The following is an 18,058-nucleotide window of genomic DNA, read 5'->3' as shown; positions in this document are numbered from 1 at the left end:
CATGAAACTCTCCATCAAACTGTTCATCCTCATCGGGGGCTTCAGCCTCCTGGTGGCCGTGGTCTACGGCTTCCTCACGCGGTTCGACGAGCTCGTCGGGTTCCCGGCGCTGCTGGCCGTCGGCGCCATGTCCTTCATGCTGGCCGTCTACCTGTGGCTCGTGAACCGCAACACCGGTGGCGTCCTCCCCGAGGACAAGCTCGACGGCGAGATCGTCGAGTCCGCCGGCGAGTACGGACACTTCTCCCCGTGGAGCTGGTGGCCCCTGCTGCTCGGCACCGGCTGCGCCCTCGCGTTCACGGCGCTGGCCATGGGCTGGTGGATCCTCGGCCTCGCCGCCCCTCTGGCGGTGCTCGGCCTGGTCGGTCTGATCTTCGAGTACTCCCGCGGCGACCACGCCCACTGACACGGGCGGCTGAACGCCGACCGTCGACAAGGCCCCGGACACCCCAGGTGTCCGGGGCCTTTCGCGTCCCCGCGCTGCGGGCGGCCGTGGCCCGTCCCGGGGGAGACCTGGGCGGGCCACAGCGTCCTCGGGGACGAGGCCGACGGCCGGGGAGCCTCTGCCGCGGCAGGCCCTTGAGCAGGCCGGCGACGACGCTCCGTGCGACGGGTGCCTGGTGCCCCAGGGCCCGAGGCAGAACCTCGGGTGGAGCCGGGGCCGGGTTCCCGGGAACCGGGGCCAGCTGCCGCCCGCGACCTCGACGACACGGTCCGGAGCAGCGGCCCGGTCACTCCGCCCTGAGCGGCCCGGTGCGTCATCCAGAGGCTCCGGTGCGCCGTTCAGGGGTTCCGGCGCGATCGGACGGACGATGCCGGATGGCACGTGGTGCACCGGTCGAAGGTCGAGGCGCAGGACCATCCCCGGGCGGTGCACCCTGGCGACCGTCCGTACTGCGTCCTCTGCCTGGTCATGGTGCGCCTCGAGCGGCTCGGTGTTCCGCGCGGGACCGTTCTCGACGCTGACCGGGTCGTCACCGCCGCGCCGTAGGCTCCGCGATGCCAGAGGACACGGAGCGTCCTCCCGCGTCCGTCCGGTGCCGGACCAGCCCGCCCGGCCCGGGGCCGCCGGAGACGCCTCGGAGACGCCTGTCGACGCCGGACGAATACTGAGCAGATGCGACGGTCGAAAAGTGAGCACTCGACGATTGGAGTGTGATCACTGTGGAAGATTGGGCGTTGATCCGTCGGCTGCATGCCGAGGGGGTGCCGAAGTCCCAGATCGCCTCGCGGCTGGGGATCTCGCGGAACACGGTCGCCAAGGCCGTGGCCGCCTCCCGGCCACCGCGCTACGAGAGGTCTGCGGGGCCCAACGCGTTCACCGATGTCGAGCCGGTCGTGCGGGCGCTGCTGGCCGAGCACCCGTCCATGCCGGCCACGGTGCTGGCCGAGCGGGTGGGGTGGTCGGGGTCCATCACCTGGTTCCGGGACAATCTCCGAGCCATCCGCAGCGAGTACGCCCCGCCCGATCCGGCGGACCGGTTGTCCTACCGGCCGGGGGACCAGGTCCAGTGCGATCTGTGGTTCCCGCCGGCACGGATCCCGCTGGGTGACGCTCAGCAGGGATCACCGCCGGTGCTGGTGATGGTCTGTTCCTCCTCGCGGTTCGTCACCGCGGTGATGATTCCCTCGCGCACCACCGGTGATCTGCTGGCCGGGATGTGGCACCTGGTGGTCGAGCAGATCCAGGGCGTGCCGCGGCGGTGGGTCTGGGACAACGAGTCCGGCATCGGTCGCGGGGGCCGCCCGGCCGAGGGGGTGGCCGCGTTCATGGGCACGATGGCGGCGACCCTGGTGCAGCTCAAGCCCTACGACCCGGAGTCCAAGGGCATCGTGGAGAGGGCCAACGGCTATCTCGAGACCTCGTTCCTGCCCGGACGCAGTTTCGCTTCCCCGGCCGACTTCAACGCCCAACTGCGCCAGTGGCTGGTGGGTGCCAACACCCGGCGGGTGCGGGCCATCGCCGCCCGGCCGGCGGAGCTGATCGCCGCTGATCGGGCCGCGATGCTCCCTGTGCCGCCGGTCGCCCCGGCGATCGGGCACCGCTGGTGGGTGCGGCTGGGCCGGGACTACTACGTGCGGGTCGCCGGCAATGACTACTCCGTGGACCCGTCGGTGATCGGGGCCATGGTCGAGGTCACCGCTGATCTGGATCGGGTGCTCGTGCGTCACCAGGGCCGGGTCGTGGCCGAGCACGCGCGCTGCTGGGCGTCAGCGACCACGGTCACCGACCCGGCGCACGTGGCCACCGCCGCGGTGCTGCACCGGGCCTACCAACAACACCCCCACCCGGTTGCCGAGCCGGATCCGCTGGTACGGGATCTGGCCGACTACGACCGCGCGTTCGGGATCGAGGTCGCCTGATGGCCACCACACCGGCCGAGACGGCCAAGACCCTGGAGTACCTCACCGCGTCGCTGAAGGCTCCGCGGATCCGTGAGGCCGCCGCCCGGATCGCCGACACTGCCCGTGCGGGGCACTGGTCCTACGAGGAGTACCTGGCCGCGGTGCTCGAGCGCGAGGTCGGCGCCCGCAATGCCTCCGGGGCCCGGTTGCGGATCACTGCCGCAGGGTTCCCCGCGATCAAGACCGCCGAGGACTTCGACTTCACTGCCCAGACGGCGATCACCCACACCGACTACGCCGCGATGGCCTCGGGGCGGTACCTGGCCGAGGCCGGCAACATCGTGCTGCTCGGGCCCCCGGGTACGGGCAAGACCCACCTGGCCACGGCCCTGGGCATCACCGCCTGCCAGCAGGGCCACCGGGTGCTCTACGCCACCGCCGTGGACTGGATCCACCGGCTCAAGGGCGCCCACGACACCGGGCGCCTGGAGGCAGAGCTGCGCAAGCTGGGCCGGTACCGGCTGATCATCATCGACGAGGTCGGCTACCTGCCCTTCGAGCAGGAGGCCGCGAACCTGTTCTTCCAGCTCGTCTCGACCCGCTACGAGAAGGCCTCGCTGATCCTCACCAGCAACTTGCCTTTCGCCCGGTGGGGTGAGGTCTTCGGCGACGTCACCATCGCCGCGGCCATGATCGACCGCATCGTCCACCACGCCGAGGTCCACACCCTCAAAGGCGCCAGCTACCGGCTCAAGACCCTGGGCACCGACTCCCTGCCCAGCACCACCCACCAAGCCAACTAGCGACATCCACTGCTCACTTTTGGGCCGTCGCTACTGCTCACTTTTCGACCGTCGCTACTGCTCACTTTTCGACCGTCGTTGACAGACGCCGGCGAGCACGGCGGCGACAACCGCCCCCGGTCGTCCGGGCCGCCCCGGCACGGGCTCTCAACGACCGCGCGGTGGCCATCGCGCATCTCCACGCCCGGCCCGGTGCATCGACCGGTGCCGGTCCGAGGGCGGGCTCCGACGGTCCCGGGCTGGTACCGGTCGCTTGCGGCCGCAGCGTCCCGCCAGGAGGGCGTGGACGCGGTCCTGCGGGCCTCCGGGGCAGCAGACCCGGGAGAATGCGGTTCGCAGGTCCTGTCCCGACAGAACGGCGCTGAGGGCCGTCGGAGGAGTCATGCGGTCATGTCTCAGCTGTGTCCGAGCGCCGACGACGGATCCACAGATGCGACAGGGCCCCGAGAGGATCACTCCTCTCGGGGCCCTGTCAGGCGTGCTGCCGGCTCAGCGCACGAGCTCCCGGTCCTGGGAACCCGTGGTGAGGGCGTCGGCCTCGTGGTGGTGGTGCGCCGCCTCGAGCTCGGCGGGGGTGACGGGGGCGACACGGTCCTCGAAGAAGAAGCGGCTGATCCGCTCGCGCGTCTTCTCCGTGGCCGTGATCTTGCCCTTGGCGTTCGGCTGGGCCGGCTCGACCTGGTAGTCGGGCATGTTGACCAGACGGTACCGCTTGTACTCGTCGAGGGGCTCGTGCACCTCGATGAACTCACCGTGGGGGAGCTGCTGCACCCGTCCGGTCTCCCGGCCGTGGAGGACGATCTCCCGGTCCTTGCGCTGCAACGCCAGGCAGATCCGGCGGGTGATCATGAAGGCCAGGATCGGGCCCAGGAAGTACAGGGCGCGCAGCCAGTACAGGACGTCGTTGACGGCCAGGTTGAAGTGCGTGGCGATGAGGTCGCCGCTGGCCGCGATGAGCATGATCGTGTAGAACGTCACGCCGGCGGCGCCCATGGCGGTCCGGAACGGAGCGTTCCGGGGACGGTCGAGGATGTGGTGCTCCCGGTCGTCCTTCGTGACCCAGCGCTCGATCCAGGGCCACGCGGCCATGAGCCCGAAGAGCACCGCGAGCGGCGCCATCGGCAGCAGCACGTTCATCGGGATCGACATGCCCCAGAACGTCCACTCCCAGTTGAACGGCCAGGTGCCGGGCATGAGGCGCACGGCGCCGTCGGTGAAGCCCATGTACCAGTCGGGCTGGGAACCGGCCTGCACCGGGGAGGGATCGTACGGACCGTAGTTCCAGATCGCGTTGATGGTGGTGGTGCCCGCCATCAGGGCCATGATGCCGAACACGATGAAGAAGAACCCACCGGCCTTCGCCGCGTAGATCGGTCCCACGGGGAAGCCGACGACGTTGTTCTCGGTGCGGCCCGGGCCGGGGAACTGGGTGTGCTTGTGCACCACGACCATGAACAGGTGGACGACGATTAGCATCAGGATGATCGCCGGGATCACGAGCACGTGGAGGATGTAGAGGCGCGCGATGATGTCGTGGCCGGGGAACTCGCCGCCGAACAGGAACATCGACAGGTAGGCGCCCACGATGGGGAGTGCCTTCAGGATCGCGTCGGCGATGCGCAGCCCGTTGCCGGAGAGCACGTCGTCGGGGAGCGAGTAGCCGGTGAAGCCGGCGACGATCGCGAGCAGGAAGAGCGCGACGCCGACGAGCCAGTTGAGCTCGCGCGGCCGGCGGAAGGCCCCCGTGAAGAACACGCGCAGCATGTGCACGGACACGGCGGCGGCGAAGACCAGCGCGGACCAGTGGTGGATCTGGCGCAGGAAGAGCCCGCCGCGGATGTCGAACGAGATGTCGAGCGAGGAGGCGTAGGCCGCGGACATCTCGACGCCCTGCATCGGGACGTAGGAGCCCTCGTACTCCAGGGCCGCCATCGACGGCTCGAACCACAGGGCCAGGAACGTGCCGGAGAGCAGCAGGATGACGAAGGTGTACAGCGCCACCTCCCCGAACATGAAGGACCAGTGGTCCGGGAAGATCTTCCGGCCGAACTCCTTGACGATAGGCGACATGCCGACACGGGTGTCGACGAAGTTCGCGATCCGGCCGGTGCCCGTCTGGGGCTTGTACTCGTAATCAGTGGACGTGGACATCAGTTCGCCTCACCCTGCATCTCCTCGACATGGGTACCGCGCTGCGAGTAGGTCGGACCGACCGGCTCCTGGAAGTCGCTGCGGGCCACGAGGTAGCCCTCGTCGTCCACAGTGATCGGCAGCTGGGGAAGGGGCCGGGCAGCCGGCCCGAAGATGACCTCACACTCGTTCGTGAGGTCGAACGTGGACTGGTGGCACGGGCACAGCAGGTGGTGGGTCTGCTGCTCGTAGAGCGCGACCGGGCAGCCGACGTGGGTGCAGACCTTCGAGTAGGCGAAGATGCCGTCGACGTTCCAGTCGGCCCGCTCGGGCGAGACGTTGACGGTGTCCGGGTCGAGGCGCATGAGCAGCACCACGGCCTTGGCCTTCTCGTCGAGGTAGCCCTCGTTGTGCCCGATGGCGCTCAGGTTCTCGGGGACCACGTGGAACGTGGAGCCGAGGGTGACGTCCGAGGCCTTGATGGGCGTGCCGGAGGGATCGCGCACCAGACGGATCCCCTCGTCCCAGATGGTCTCCTTGAGGACGTCCAGATCGGTCGGGCCGAGGTCCCGCAGCAGGCCGACGAACGGCAGGGGAGCGAGCACGGCCGCGCCGATGAGGGTGTTGCGCAGCAACGGCCGGCGCTTGATCCCGGACTCGTCGTAGATCGTGGTCAGGATGCTCTGGGCCTCGGCGCGCTGCTCCTCCGTGCGCACCGCGTGCCGGTTCTCGACCAGCTCGTGGTCCGGCATGAGGGTGCGGGCCCAGTGGACCACGCCGAGACCGATGCCGAACATGCCCAGGGCGACGCCGAGGCCGAGCAGCAAGTTCTGCAGCTGGAGGGCCTGCGTGGGCGCGGTGTTCGTGACGTCGTAGATGGGTCCGTCGACGCGGACGCCGAAGTACCCGACGAAGAACAGGATCGATCCGATGATCGAGATCAGGAACAGCAGGACGACCTGCCGTTCGGCGCGCTTGGCGGCCGTGGAGTCGATGTCCGTCAGGCGCGGGCGGTGCGGGGGCAGTCCGGGGTCGGGGAAACGCTCCATTGCCGTGGTGCCCGTGGTGGCAACGGTTCCCGACTGGTGGGGAGTGCCGTCACTGTGGCTTCCCATGTGGTCCCTCATTCTTCTCTTGGTGCAGTTGATCGTAGCTTCGGGGTCCGACATCCGCTGCCGGCACGGCCCGTCAGGCGGAGCGCGAGGTGAGCCAGACGGTGAACCCGATGATGACGGCGAGCCCGATGGTCCAGACGAACAGGCCCTCCGACACCGGGCCGAGGGCGCCGAGCCCGAAGCCGCCGGGGTTGGGGTTGTCCTCGAGGGTCTTCAGGTAGGTGATGACGTCCCGCTTCTCCTCGGGGGTGATGTTCGCGTCGTTGAACACCGGCATGTTCTGCGGGCCGGTCTGCATGGCCTCGTAGATGTGCTTCTCCTCGACGTCCATCACCGAGGGGGCGTACTTGCCGCGGGTCAGCGCACCGCCGGCACCGGCGGCATTGTGGCACATGGCGCAGTTCGCGAGGAACACCTTCGCCCCGTTGGCGGCGTTGCCCTGGGCGACGTCCAGGTACTGCTCCTCGGGGATGCCCGGGCCGGCGCCGAGGGTCGCCACGTAGGCGGCGAACTGGCGGACCTGCTCGTCGTTGAACTGGACCGCCTTCTGCTCCGCCTGGGGACCGTTCGCCTGCATGGGCATGCGGCCGGTGCCGACCTGGAAGTCGACGGCGGCGGCACCGACGCCGACGAGCGAGGGGCCGGAGGGGGTCCCGGCGCCGTCGAGGCCGTGGCAGGTGGAGCAGTTCGCGACGAACAGCTTCTCGCCCTCCTCGATGTCCTGCGCGGTGTAGGACTCGGTCTGGGCCTTGGCCTCGTTGGTGGTGGTGGCGACTGCGTAGAGCCCACCGCTGAGGAGCAGGGCCAGGACCATCAGGACCAGCACGGCCAGAGGGTGGCGTCGCTGCTGCGAAAGTGCCTTCACGTCAAACGTTCCTTTAACTCGGTGTTGGGTTGCTTGGTGCGTCCTCCGGACGGCGCGGCCTACCGGAGGAAGTAGACCACGAGGAACAGCACGATCCAGACGACGTCCACGAAGTGCCAGTAGTAGGACACGACGATCGCCGAGGTGGCCTCGAAGTGGCCGAAGCGCTTGGCGATGAAGGCCCGGCCCATGATGAACAGGAACGCGATGAGACCGCCCGTCACGTGCAGGGCGTGGAAGCCCGTGGTGATGTAGAAGGCGGAGCCGTAGGAGTTGGCCGGGATGCTGATGCCGTGGGCGACCAGCTCCGCGTACTCGAAGGACTGCACCGCCACGAAGATCGCGCCCATGAGGAAGGTCAGGGCGAACCACTCGACCATGCCCCACCGACGGACGTCGAACAGGCCGCCGGCCCGGCGGGGCTGGAGGCGCTCGGCCGCGAAGACGCCGAACTGGCAGGTCACCGAGCTCAGGACCAGGACGATGGTGTTGGCGAGGGCCAGCGGGACGTTCAGCTTGGCGGACTCCTCGGCCCAGAGCTCCGGGGCGGTGGAGCGCAGGGTGAAGTACATGGCAAAGAGGCCGGCGAAGAACATGACCTCGGAGGCGAGCCACACGATGGTGCCCACTGAGGTGAGGTTGGGTCGGTTGATCGACCCGCCTACCGGCTTGGCTGGGGTATGGGTTGCAGTCGTCACAGAGACATTATGTCGCCAAAACTCCCGGTGGACCAACCAGGGGCGGGGTCGGGCGGTTCGCGTGTCCGGGCCCCGAGGGCCCCCGCTGACCAGGCGCGCCGTCTCCCCGCGCGTCCGGGCGCGGGAGGCCGGGGATCCGGGGGCCTCCGGGACCCTGATGTGATCCGTGTCACAAGTCCTCGGCGAGGGACATCCCACGCCCGGGAGCCTGTTCGGGCCGGTCCGGCGGCGGGCGATACGATCGGGGACGTGAACACGACGACACCGACGACCGCACCGCACTTCGAGTGGCCGGACCTGATCACCGCCCTGATCTCCGGCACCGATCTGACCCGTGACCAGGCCTACTGGGCCATGGACACGATCATGTCGGGCGAGGTGTCCGACGTCGTCATCGCCGGTTTCCTCGTGGCCCTGCGGGCGAAGGGGGAGACGGTCGAGGAGCTGACCGGGCTGGCCGACGCCATGGTGGGCAACGCCCGGCCGGTCGACATCCCCGGCCCGGCCCTGGACATCGTCGGGACCGGCGGCGACCGGCTCTCCAGCGTCAACATCTCCACGATGTCCGCCCTCGTGTGCGCGGGCGCCGGGGCGAAGGTCGTCAAGCACGGCAACCGCGCGTCGTCCTCGAAGTCCGGCTCCGCCGACGTCCTGGAGGCGCTCGGGGTGCGGCTGGACCTGCCGGTCGAGATGGTGGAGTCCGCGGCCCGGCACGTGGGCATCACGTTCCTCTTCGCCCAGACCTTCCACCCGTCGATGCGCTTCGCCGCGGCGGCCCGGGCTCAGCTGCGCGTGGCCACCGCCTTCAACTTCCTGGGGCCGATCACGAACCCGGCGCGGGTCGAGGCCTCGGCCGTCGGCGTGGCCGACCGCTCGCTGGCGCCGCTGATCGCGGGCGTCTTCGCGGCCCGCGGCGACCGGGCCCTCGTCTTCCGGGGCGGCGACGGCCTCGACGAGCTCACCGTGACGGCGCCCTCCGAGGTCTGGGAGGTCCGGGACGGGCGGGTCGACCACCACGACCTCGAACCGCTCGACCTCGGCATGCCCCGGGCCACGATCGAGGATCTCCGGGGTCAGGACGCCCGGTACAACGCGGGCGTGGTCGAGCGGGTCCTGGCGGGGGAGAAGGGGCACGTGCGCAACGCCGTGCTGCTCAACTCCGCCGCCGGCCTCGTGGCCTTCGACACCGGTGTTGAGGGGTCCTTCCAGGACCGGATGGCCGCGGCCGTGCGGCGCGCGGAGGAGTCGGTGGACAGCGGCGCGGCCCGCGCCGTCCTGGACCGCTGGATCGCCCACACCGCGCGCTGAGGCGCCGCGCCTGCGGAGGGCCGACGACGACGGCGGCCGGCGGGGCGTTCCCCCGCCGGCCTCCTGCTGTCCGTGCGCCCGACCGCCGCGCGGGCTCCGGCCGGGTGGCACGAGGCCGGACGGCGGGTGGCCGTCAGTCGATGCCGAGCGAGAAGGCAGCCTCCAGGTCGTGCTTGCTGTAGGTCCGGAACGCGATGTTGGTGTTCGTGCCCACGACGCCCTCGACCTTGGAGAGCCGGTCGGCGATGACGTCCGCGAGGTCCTCGTGCCGGTGCACGCGCACCATGGCGATGAGGTCCCAGTCGCCGGTCACGGAGTACACCTCGCTGATCCCGGGGATGTCCGAGATCTGCTCGGCGACCTCGGGGATCCGGTCGGCGGAGGTCTTGATGAGGACGATGGCGGTGAGCATGGAGCACCTTTCGCGGGAGCGGGGCCGGCAGGACCGGCGGGACGGAGGGGTCAGCGCGGGCGGCGGGAGCGGGCCGCGCGCAGCCCCGAGACCAGGGCGCGGGGGCCCAGCAGGAAGACGCCGAGCACCGCGAGCGTGACGAGGACGAAGCTCGGTGCCGTGCCCTCGCCGACGAGCAGGCGCAGAGCCATGCCCACGGCCACGGCCGTCGACCACAGCGCGACGCCCCGCGGCCAGACGGCGAACGGGGCGCGGTGCACCCGCCACCCGACCCAGCCCAGGAAGAGCCCGGCCAGGAACGGCCACGCCGTGATGAGGAGGCCGGCCGCGTCCAGGGCGTGGGTGCTGCGGCCCAGGCCGGCGAACAGCAGGACGAGCAGCACGTCCACGGTCAGCGCCGCGGCCCAGGGGCCGGGGTGCGTGGTGCGTTCCTCGGGGCGGGCGGTGAGGGCGGCGGACGTGTGCATGCTGGCAGTCTAGTGCGGTGTCCGCGGGTCGCGATCCGGGACTCCCGAAGCCTCAGGTGCACCTTGAGAGTTGAGGGCTGAGGGCGAAAAAAGTCTCAACCTTCCACCAGGGGTCGATGGTCCGGGCCCGGAGGCCAGGGAGGGCCGCCGGACGGCCTCGGGTGCCGGAATACGGGTCGGGACGGCGGGGCGATCGAGGAGAATCACGTTCTCGTGCGGCGCGGCGCCCCGGTGGAGCGGCCGGTGCGACGAGCAGCGGAGGCATGCGGGAGAACGGATGCGCATGGGTGGTACATAGTTGCAGGAACACACCGGAGGGGAGCCTCCGCTCCACACTACTTTACATAATGTCGATTATCGGCGCTTTGCGGAGCAGGCTGTCCGGGGGGCAGCGCTCAGCATCCGTGTCCGCGCACGCCGTCGTTCCGGCTGTTCCGGTGAGCTCCGGACGCTCGGCTCTTCCGTGACGACACGACCCCGTCCTGCAGCGCGGATTCATCACGCGGCTCCGGGGCCGGCAGGAGCGACCCGCCGTGAGATCCCGGACGACGACGGGCCGGTGGGCCGTGGGCCTCTCCGCCGCCGGGCTCGTGCTGGGCTCGGTCGCGCCCGTCCTGACAGTCGTCCGACAGGACACTGGCACCGAGCCCGCGCTCGTCGTCGTCGCGCCGATGCTCGCAGCACCGTTACGACACGGCGGACCGGCCGTCCCGCTCCGAACAGACCGGCGCCTCTCCCCTGTCGACGCCGTCAGCAAGCCGATGTCCTCGTGTTGCGCCGCCCGGCCCTCCTTTTGTGGCCACTTGTGGGGGGATTCCCCCGTCGACCCGGCCTCGGGGGCCGGCCGCCGATACGCTCGCCGTGGCCGACCTGAATTCGCGTCGGCAAATTCTTGGTTCAAGGGGAGGACATCCGTGGGACGACGGAACACTGTGATCGTGACGGACGGCCGGGGGCGCCGGCTGGTGACCTCCGTGCTGGCCCTGTCGGTGCTGGCCCTGGCCGGCTGCGGACAGGACGACGCCTCGGACGCGCCCCCCGCGACCGCCTCCGGATCGGTCGCCCTCTCCCCCTCGCACGGCGGCCTGCAGGGCGGGAACCTGGTCCTGGCGGACACCGGCGGGGGCACCGACGGCCCGGTCACCGTCCGCTTCGGCGAGACGGAGGTGGAGTGCGAGTTCGACGACCGCTCCGCGCGCCACGCCTGCGTGGCCCCGGCCCGCGGGACCCCGGGCACGGTGGAGGTCTCCTTCGCCTCCGGCGGGAGCGACGTCGGGGAGAAGACCGCCTACACCTACACGACGCAGGGCACGCAGGACATCCCCCTCCTCACGGTCAACACGGAGACCGTGCGCAGCAACGCCGAGGCGATCCGGGCCGACTTCCCGTCGAACGTCCAGCTCGGCGCCGTGCTCAAGAACGGCGAGCCCGTGGACGTGTTCGGCAAGGTCATCGAGGACGCCGCCGAGGTCGACTACATCTTCGTGCCGAAGCTCGACGACGCCATCGCCCTGCGCGAGGCCGGCGTCGAGGCCAAGATCGCGGTGCTCTACGTCGCCCAGATCGAGGACATCCCGCTGCTGATGCACTACGACGTGGAGGTCGCCGCCACGGACCCCGCCTGGGTCGAGGCGGCGGAACAGGTGCTGTCCACCACGGGAGGGACGCTGAAGGTCCACCTGTGGGTCGACACGGGAATGGGGCGCGAGGGCGTCGTGCCCGAGGAGGCGCTCCCCCTGGCCCGAGCCGTCGAGGACGCCCCGCACCTGGAGCTCGCCGGCATCGCCACGCACTTCTCCACCGTCACGGCGGAGGACAAGGACGCCATCGAGCGCAACGACACGGCCAACACCACGGTGGCCCAGAAGAACCGCTTCGACGGTGCGGTGGCCGCGATCCGGGACGCCGGCCTCGGGCAGGACGCCCTGATCCACGCGGGGGCCAGCGACGTGCTGGACCAGGAGATCGACTCCCTCTACTACGACCTGCTGCGGGTCGGCGGCATGTTCTTCGCCAGCAGCCCGCCGGAGACGACCCTCTACTCCTGGACCACGGAGCTGAGCCAGGTCAAGACGCTCCCCGCGGGCTGGTGCATCGACTACGGGTGCACCGAGCCGACCACCGAGCCCAAGAAGGTGGGTCTCGTCAACCACATCCCGTCCCGGGAGAACGAGCTGACCTACACGGTCGGCGGCAAGCAGGTCCCGGTGCTGCTCGACCACGGCACGGTCCTGACCCTCGACCTGTCCGAGGTGCCGGAGGCGGCCGCCGGGGACGAGGTGGCCATCGACTTCAGCGCGGAGGCCTTCCACCTGCTCGACGCCACAGCACCGCTGCCGGTGACGACCACCGGCGGGTGACCGGCGCCGTTCAGGACCGACCGGCCGGGTCCTCGACGTCGTGGTCCAGTACGAGGTCGGCGTGGAAGTCCCGCGCCAGCTCCCGGGCGCGGGCGGCCCGGCGCGCGGAGGCCTCCGGCCCGACGGTGAGGTCCACGTAGACGACGGGCCGGCCGCAGGACTCCTCGAGCCGGGCCCGCAGCACCTCCGCCCGGTCGTCGCCGGGCGCGCAGCGGCCCGTGCCGAGCAGGACGAACGCGCGCTCGAAGTCGGGCTCGGCGGGAACGCCCCGCGCGATCAGGGCGGGCAGCCGGGACTGCAGCGCGGAGAGGCCGACCACGGCGGTCGCCGTCCCGGCGAGCCAGGCGCCGGCGGCGGAGACCGCCACCGAGGTGATGAGTTTCATGGATCTCCTCCTCCCGCGTGCCGGGGGTCTGTGGGGCGGACCGGCACCGGGCCGGACCGACGGACGGCGGCGTCCCGCGGTCCCGGGAGAGTCCGGCGCGACCACCGTAGAGATCCCAACGCCCCCGGAACAGCGCCTATTCCGGGGACCCCGGCCGCGGCCCTGCCGCCACGCCGCTCCAGCGTCCTGTCAGGCCCGTGGGGCAGAATGGGTCCAAGGCGAGGGTGCCCTCGCGGACGCGGATTCGGAAGGCCGGGGACGGACATGTGGGAGTGGCTGGTCGAGAACTCGTGGGTCCTGTGGCTGATCGTCGTGATCGCTCTGGCCGCCGTCGAGATGCTCACCCTGGACTTCCTCTTCCTGATGATGTCCGCCGCCGCGCTGCTGGCGTTCGGGGTGAGCTGGGTGACGGACAACTTCGTGCTCCAGGTGGTGACGTTCGCCCTCGCCTCGGTGCTGCTCATCTTCGCGGTGCGGCCGGTGGCCCTGCGCCGCCTCAACCGGTCCACGCCTGGGACCGCGTCCAACGCCGCCCGGCTCATCGGCCTCCCGTGCCAGGTCCTGGACCCCGTGACCGGCCGCAGCGGGCTGGTGCGCCTGGAGGGCGACACCTGGAGCGCCCGCTCCGTCACCGGCGAGCAGCTGCCCCCCGGCACCGACGTCTTCGTCCACGACATCGAGGGCGCCACCGTCCTCGTGGCCCCGTACCCCGCGCCGGCCGCCGACGGCGGGCCGGCGCCGCGCCCGTCCTTCTGACCCCCAAGACCGCACCGGCCCGGCGGGAACGCCGCCCGGAGCGGCACCACCGAGAGAGGCACCCGTGGACCTAGCCGTCATCGTCCTGCTCGCCATCCTGGTCGTCCTGGTCTTCATCATCCTGCTGAGGTCGGTGCGGATCATCCCGCAGGCCCGGGCCGGGATCGTCGAGCGACTCGGCAAGTACCAGAGCACCCTCACCCCCGGTCTGCACTTCCTCATCCCGTTCGTGGACCGTCTCCTGCCCCTCATCGACCTGCGCGAGCAGGTCCAGTCCTTCCCGGCGCAGTCCGTGATCACGGAGGACAACCTCGTGGTCGGCATCGACACGGTCGTCTACTTCCAGGTCATGGATCCGCGGGCCGCCACCTACGAGATCGTCGACTACATCCAGGCCGCCGACCAGCTGACGTCGGCGACCCTGCGCAACGTGGTGGGCGGTCTGAACCTCGAGGAGGCGCTGACCTCCCGCGACAAGATCAACGCCGAGCTGCGCGGGGTCCTGGACTCCACCACGGGGCGCTGGGGCATCCGGGTGTCGCGGGTGGACATCAAGGAGATCACTCCCCCGCCGTCCATCCAGGACTCGATGGAGAAGCAGATGCGCGCCGAGCGGGAGCGCCGCGCGGTGATCCTCACGGCCGAGGGCGACAAGCAGTCGCGGATCCTCATGGCCGAGGGCCAGCGGCAGGCGGCCATCCTGTCCGCGGAGGGCGAGGCGAAGGCCGCGATCCTGCGCGCGGACGGCGAGGCCCAGGCCATCCGGAAGGTCTTCGACTCGATCCACCGGGCCCGGCCGACCCAGAAGCTGCTGGCCTACCAGTACATCCAGACCCTGCCCAAGGTCGCCGAGGGCAGCGCCAACAAGGTGTGGATGATCCCCGCCGAGCTCGGCGACGCCCTGCGGGGCGTGGGCGACTTCCTCTCCAGGCCGGACGAGGACGGCCCGGACCGGACCTGGTCGGACGCGGACGAGATGCCGGAGCCCGAGTCCGCGGACGAGCCCCTCGTGAAGCCGGACGCCGTCCAGGTGACGGAGGAGGACCTGCAGCCCAACCTGGAGCGCACCACCGTCGACCCGGACGAGTTCACCATCCCCCGGCCCTCGACCATCGACCCGGAGGCCCCCGTGCGCCTCGACGACCCGATGCCGCCGCAGGACGGCCCGGCCGCCCGCTGACGCGGCGGACCCGGGCCCCGGGGAACAACCCCGGGAGCCCGTGCGTTGCACCCAGCGGATCCCGGGTCCGTGCGACCCGCCGTCAGCCCGAGCGTGCGCCACTGCCGTGGCCACCGTCAGTTATGGAGGAACCACCACAATGAGCGACCGCAGCCTCAGGGGAATGCGTCTGGGCTCCCAGTCCATGGAGACCGAGGCCGGTGTCGAGCCGGCCCCGCGCCAGCGCGTCGAGTACCGCACCGCGGACGGCGAGAAGGTCACCGTCACCTTCGCGGCGGAGGCCGAGATCCCGCCGGTGTGGGTGTCGAAGACCGGCAAGGAAGCGATCATCGTCAACGGCGAGAAGCCGGTGAACCCCAACGAGAAGCACCAGCGCACGCACTGGGACATGCTCCTGGAGCGGCGCAGCACGGACGAGCTCGAGGAGATCCTGGCCCAGCGCGTCGAGTTCTACCGGGAGAAGCACGCGATCTGATCCTGTCGCCCGGCACATGCGGAGGGTCCCACCCGGTTCGGGTGGGGCCCTCCGCATGTGCCGGGCAGCGCGCCGGTCAGAGGCTCAGCGGCGGGTGAGCTTGCCCGCCAGGGTCCTGGCGCGGGCTGTGAGCCCCCACTGGGCCACGCGCACGACGGCCTCCCGGGTCACGTCCGGGCTCATCTTGGACTCGCCCTCGGCGCGCTCCACGAAGGTGATCGGCACTTCGACGACGCTCAGGCCGGCCCGCTCGGTGCGCCAGCCGAGATCGATCTGGAAGCAGTAGCCCTTGGAGTCGACGGTCTCGAGACCGATCCGCTCGAGGGTCTCGCGGCGGAAGGCGCGGTAGCCGGCGGTGATGTCGTGGATCCGGGAGCCCAGGAGCGTCCGGGCGTAGAGGTTGCCGCCGCGCGAGAGCAGCTGGCGCTGCAGGGGCCAGTTCACGGTGCGCCCGCCGGGGACGTAGCGGGAGCCGATGGCCAGGTCGGCGCCGCGCTCCACGGCGTCCAGCAGCAGCGGGAGCTGCTCGGGCTGGTGGGAGCAGTCAGCGTCCATCTCGACCAGGACGTCGTAGTCCCGGGCCAGGCCCCAGCGGAAGCCGGCGATGTACGCGGCGCCGAGGCCCTCCTTGCTGGTGCGGTGCAGGACGTGGATGTTCTCGTCCGCGGCGGCCATCTCGTCGGCGAGACGGCCGGTCCCGTCCGGGCTGTTGTCGTCCACCACCAGCACGTGCCCGTCCGGGACGGCCTGGCGGAGCCGGTCCATCACGGTCGGGAGGGACTCGTGTTCGTTGTAGGTGGGGATGACGGTCAGTACGCGCACCGGGTGGTTCCTTTCGAGGTCTGCCTGCCGCACCACAGGGCAGGCTCCCTCGTCTTCGGACCAGTCCGGCCCTGAGGGGATGCCGGCCTGTTTTCTAAGGACGAGCGAGCCCACCCGGCAGCAGTTGCCCAGCCTAACCTGCCCCGCGCCTGCGACCAAGATCCGAACGCCGCGGGGTGGCCGGGCGCCCCGCGGCTCAGAACCCGGCGGAGCGGTACAGCTCGACGCCGTCGAGCACGGTCTGGCGGCACACGGGCAGGGACGCGCCGTCGAGCGCGGGGAGCAGGGGGGTGCGGGCGCGCGGGTCGGTGCTCCAGGCGGAGCCGGTCCCCTCGGCCTGCTGCACCATGAGGGCCTCGACGTCCCAGACGGCGAACGTGGCCGGGGTGCCGGGCGCGAGCTGGCCCTGCATGGGGTCGGGGTGCCGGGCGGCCCGCCACGCGCCCCGGGTGGAGGCGAGGAACGCGGCCCGCGCGGAGATCCGCTGGTCCGGGTCGTGGTGCTGGAGGCAGGCGCGGACGGTCTCCCACGGGGACAGCGGCACCACGGGGGCGTCGCTGCCGAGGGCCACCGGGACCCCGGCGCGGTAGAAGGAGGCCATCGGGTTCATCGCGGCCGCCCGGTCGGCCCCGAGGCGCTGCTCGTAGAGCCCGCCCGGTCCGCCCCAGGCGGCGTCGAAGCCCGGTTGCACGGACACGGTCACGGCGTGGTGGGCGAGTCGCTCGATGCCCTCCGGGTCGATCATCTCGGCGTGCTCCAGGCGGTGGCCGGCGCTGTGCAGGGCCCGCTCCCCCACGAGCGCCTCGGCGCGGTCGAGGCCGTCGAGGACGATGTCCATCCCGGCGTCCCCGATAACGTGGAAGCCGCCCTGCAGACCGGCCTCCGTGGTCGCGGCGAGGTGGGCGGCCACGGCCGCGGCGTCGAGGTAGCGGTCCCCCAGGTCGCCGGGGGCGTCGGCGTAGGGGGCGCGCAGCGCGGCGGTGCGGGAGCCCAGGGCGCCGTCGACGCACAGGTCCCCGGCGAGCCCCACGAGCGACTCCCGCCGCTCCACGGGGCGTCCGAGCAGGTCCGCCAGGGCGGTGTCGAACCGCTCCGCCACCGCCAGCGCCTCCTGGGCCGTGGCCACGAGCTCCCCCCGGTAGGGCAGCACGCGGGGAGTGGCGCCCTCGGCGCCGACCCCGTGGTTGGCGAGGGCCGTCAGCCGCACGAGGTCCTCGAAGGGGGCGACCTGCTCGGCGTTGGCCTCGACGAGGGCCACGTAGCCCTGGGCCGCGGCGTGCCGCAGGGCGAGCCGGTGCAGCTCGGCGCGGCGCCCGGCGTCGAAGTCGAGGGCCGCGGCGCGCACCCGGTCGTGGGCCAGGTTCTCCACGCGGCCGTCGCCGAGCCACCCGTCGGTCCCGGCGAGGCCCAGCCGCCGGGCCAGGGACGAGGACACCACCCCGGAGTGGACGTCGATGCGGGTCAGGTAGACCTCGCGCCCGCCGGCGGCCCGGTCGAGCTCCTCCGCCATCGGCGCCCGGCGCTCCGGCCACACGGACTCGTCCCAGCCGGAGCCCAGGACCGGGCCCGTGCTCGTGCGGGCGGCACCGGCCACGGCGTCGAGCACCTCGTGCAGGGAGCCGGCCGCCGTGAGGTCCAGGGTGGACAGCGCCAGGGCGGTCTCGGTCACGTGCACGTGGGAGTCCACGAACCCCGGGGCCAGCAGCCGCCCGTCGAGGTCGACCACGTCCATGGAGGAGTCCTGCAGGGACTGCGCCGCCTCCTCGGAGCCGACCCAGGCCACGCGGGTGCCGTCGACCAGCAGGGCCGTGGCGAACGGGTCCGCGGGGCTGTAGACGGAGCCGTTGCGGTAGAGGACGGGACGGGCGGGGACGGTGGTGCTCACGGGTCTCCTGTTCGGGGGCGGTGGTGCGCGGGGGTCGTGCGGGGCGGTCGT

17 protein-coding genes are annotated in these 18,058 nt (G+C 71.4%); 8 read left to right on the top strand and 9 right to left on the bottom strand.

All coding sequences use genetic code 11. The features are described 5' to 3' along the window. Window position 1: 1 nt before the first annotated feature. From ACP7CD_RS05715 to istB, 3 genes are all read left to right on the top strand, one after another. Window positions 2-406: a cytochrome c oxidase subunit 4 gene (locus ACP7CD_RS05715; protein WP_017834559.1), complete on the top strand. Its 405-nt coding sequence runs from the start codon at window positions 2-4 to the stop codon at window positions 404-406. A 749-nt stretch (window positions 407-1,155) separates the two neighbouring features. Next, entirely contained in the window at window positions 1,156-2,364 is a 1,209-nt protein-coding gene (gene istA, locus ACP7CD_RS05710) for an IS21 family transposase (RefSeq protein WP_426119373.1), read from the top strand. Continuing rightward, window positions 2,364-3,149, top strand: coding sequence for an IS21-like element helper ATPase IstB (gene istB, locus ACP7CD_RS05705; protein WP_426119371.1), 786 nt, complete (start codon window positions 2,364-2,366; stop codon window positions 3,147-3,149). The genes istA and istB overlap by 1 nt, the downstream gene beginning before the upstream one ends. A 489-nt stretch (window positions 3,150-3,638) precedes the next feature. Here istB and ACP7CD_RS05700 read toward each other — a convergent pair whose 3' ends face one another. The 4 genes from ACP7CD_RS05700 to ACP7CD_RS05685 form a co-directional block, all read right to left on the bottom strand. Beyond that, complete coding sequence (locus ACP7CD_RS05700) at window positions 3,639-5,300, bottom strand: cytochrome bc1 complex cytochrome b subunit (protein WP_017833532.1); 1,662 nt, start codon at window positions 5,298-5,300, stop codon at window positions 3,639-3,641. Further along, entirely contained in the window at window positions 5,300-6,394 is a 1,095-nt protein-coding gene (locus ACP7CD_RS05695; protein ID WP_426119368.1) for a Rieske 2Fe-2S domain-containing protein, read from the bottom strand. Before ACP7CD_RS05695 ends, ACP7CD_RS05700 begins: the two co-directional genes overlap by 1 nt. 73 nt (window positions 6,395-6,467) lie before the next feature. Beyond that, a complete protein-coding gene (locus ACP7CD_RS05690; protein ID WP_426119366.1) occupies window positions 6,468-7,259 on the bottom strand; it encodes a c-type cytochrome in 792 nt (263 codons plus the stop codon). Between the two features lie 59 nt (window positions 7,260-7,318). Further along, on the bottom strand, window positions 7,319-7,957 hold the full coding sequence (locus ACP7CD_RS05685; RefSeq protein ID WP_109269383.1) for an aa3-type cytochrome oxidase subunit III: 639 nt from the start codon (window positions 7,955-7,957) through the stop codon (window positions 7,319-7,321). A gap of 249 nt (window positions 7,958-8,206) precedes the next feature. Here ACP7CD_RS05685 and trpD point away from each other — a divergent pair, with 249 nt between their 5' ends. Further along, window positions 8,207-9,265 (top strand): anthranilate phosphoribosyltransferase, encoded by a 1,059-nt coding sequence (gene trpD / locus ACP7CD_RS05680; RefSeq protein ID WP_426119364.1) that lies wholly within the window; start codon window positions 8,207-8,209, stop codon window positions 9,263-9,265. Between the two features lie 133 nt (window positions 9,266-9,398). Here trpD and ACP7CD_RS05675 read toward each other — a convergent pair whose 3' ends face one another. Beyond that, window positions 9,399-9,677, bottom strand: coding sequence for an Lrp/AsnC family transcriptional regulator (locus tag ACP7CD_RS05675; protein ID WP_017833527.1), 279 nt, complete (start codon window positions 9,675-9,677; stop codon window positions 9,399-9,401). A 50-nt stretch (window positions 9,678-9,727) separates the two neighbouring features. Next, window positions 9,728-10,144, bottom strand: a complete 417-nt coding sequence (locus tag ACP7CD_RS05670) for a DUF3054 domain-containing protein (RefSeq protein WP_426119361.1) — start codon at window positions 10,142-10,144, stop codon at window positions 9,728-9,730. Between the two features lie 914 nt (window positions 10,145-11,058). Here ACP7CD_RS05670 and ACP7CD_RS05665 point away from each other — a divergent pair. Next, the gene (locus ACP7CD_RS05665; protein WP_207307535.1) at window positions 11,059-12,504 is read left to right on the top strand and encodes an alanine racemase; all 1,446 of its coding nucleotides are present in this window, start codon (window positions 11,059-11,061) and stop codon (window positions 12,502-12,504) included. Between the two features lie 10 nt (window positions 12,505-12,514). On the opposite strand, the gene ACP7CD_RS05660 is transcribed toward ACP7CD_RS05665, so the two are convergent. Next, on the bottom strand, window positions 12,515-12,889 hold the full coding sequence (locus ACP7CD_RS05660; RefSeq protein ID WP_017833524.1) for a hypothetical protein: 375 nt from the start codon (window positions 12,887-12,889) through the stop codon (window positions 12,515-12,517). Between the two features lie 264 nt (window positions 12,890-13,153). Here ACP7CD_RS05660 and ACP7CD_RS05655 point away from each other — a divergent pair, with 264 nt between their 5' ends. The 3 genes from ACP7CD_RS05655 to ACP7CD_RS05645 all read left to right on the top strand — a co-directional run bounded on the left by ACP7CD_RS05655 (window position 13,154) and on the right by ACP7CD_RS05645 (window position 15,300). Continuing rightward, window positions 13,154-13,645 (top strand): NfeD family protein, encoded by a 492-nt coding sequence (locus ACP7CD_RS05655; RefSeq protein ID WP_017833523.1) that lies wholly within the window; start codon window positions 13,154-13,156, stop codon window positions 13,643-13,645. A 64-nt stretch (window positions 13,646-13,709) separates the two neighbouring features. Next, window positions 13,710-14,825: an SPFH domain-containing protein gene (locus ACP7CD_RS05650; RefSeq protein WP_426119358.1), complete on the top strand. Its 1,116-nt coding sequence runs from the start codon at window positions 13,710-13,712 to the stop codon at window positions 14,823-14,825. A gap of 139 nt (window positions 14,826-14,964) precedes the next feature. Beyond that, complete coding sequence (locus ACP7CD_RS05645; RefSeq protein WP_031283042.1) at window positions 14,965-15,300, top strand: RNA polymerase-binding protein RbpA; 336 nt, start codon at window positions 14,965-14,967, stop codon at window positions 15,298-15,300. Between the two features lie 84 nt (window positions 15,301-15,384). Here ACP7CD_RS05645 and ACP7CD_RS05640 read toward each other — a convergent pair whose 3' ends face one another. Together ACP7CD_RS05640 and ACP7CD_RS05635 are read right to left on the bottom strand one after the other, a co-directional pair. After that, window positions 15,385-16,122, bottom strand: a complete 738-nt coding sequence (locus ACP7CD_RS05640) for a polyprenol monophosphomannose synthase (RefSeq protein WP_109244335.1) — start codon at window positions 16,120-16,122, stop codon at window positions 15,385-15,387. A 196-nt stretch (window positions 16,123-16,318) separates the two neighbouring features. Then, window positions 16,319-18,007 (bottom strand): amidohydrolase, encoded by a 1,689-nt coding sequence (locus ACP7CD_RS05635; protein ID WP_426119355.1) that lies wholly within the window; start codon window positions 18,005-18,007, stop codon window positions 16,319-16,321. Window positions 18,008-18,058: the final 51 nt, after the last annotated feature.

Source organism: Kocuria sp. LHG3120 (assembly GCF_049897445.1).
GTDB classification, from domain to species: Bacteria; Actinomycetota; Actinomycetes; order Actinomycetales; family Micrococcaceae; genus Kocuria; species Kocuria rosea.
This window is presented reverse-complemented; position numbering and strand designations above follow the sequence as displayed.